At 45.0% G+C, this 576-nt stretch carries 1 protein-coding gene; it reads left to right on the top strand.

Going from position 1 to position 576, the window contains the following annotated elements; all coding sequences use genetic code 11:
* Nucleotides 1-576: hypothetical protein (locus A3729_RS32540; RefSeq protein WP_197475665.1), on the top strand; the 576-nt coding region annotated here is incomplete at both ends.

Here is a 576-nt window from a genome sequence, read left to right as displayed (position 1 = left end):
TTGTCGATTTATCTACCTATATTGAGCGAGCTTTAGCGAAAGAAGCGTCAACTTTGGTTATCGACTTCCAGCTTTCTGGTAAGCGCATAGTTGGTTCACTAGTCCTACTGGATAGCGCTGTTTGCGAGTTTAGTTTGAGCCGGAGTTCGCCAGCGTTGTTCTTTTCTAGCTGGGTAAAACATGTTGTGGTCAACTATCTATTTCACCATCAAGTTGCACCGGGTCACGAGACGGGACTTGAGCTAAAAACCGAGTCAAGGTTGATTAATGCAGAGCAAGTAACGATCTTTCCTGAATTGAGTGCTGCTGACGCAAAATCTTATATGGAGGGTTTGCTAGAGCTCTTTACGCTAACAGGGCAAGAAGCACTGCCATTCCTACCGAAGACTGCCTTTAGTTGGATATTTGAAGGCGAGTCAAAAGCGAGAAAAATATTTGAAGGTAACAAACAGGGCTACAACGCGCGTGAAGGTGAAATGGATGACCCTTATTGGCAGCGCTATTGCCTTTATACTGATCACGCCGAGGTTCGAGTTTTACCTGATATAGAGTCGCAGCGACTTGTTAAGCAAGTTG

The sequence above is a fragment of the Oleiphilus sp. HI0043 genome (assembly GCF_001634935.1).
This window is presented reverse-complemented; position numbering and strand designations above follow the sequence as displayed.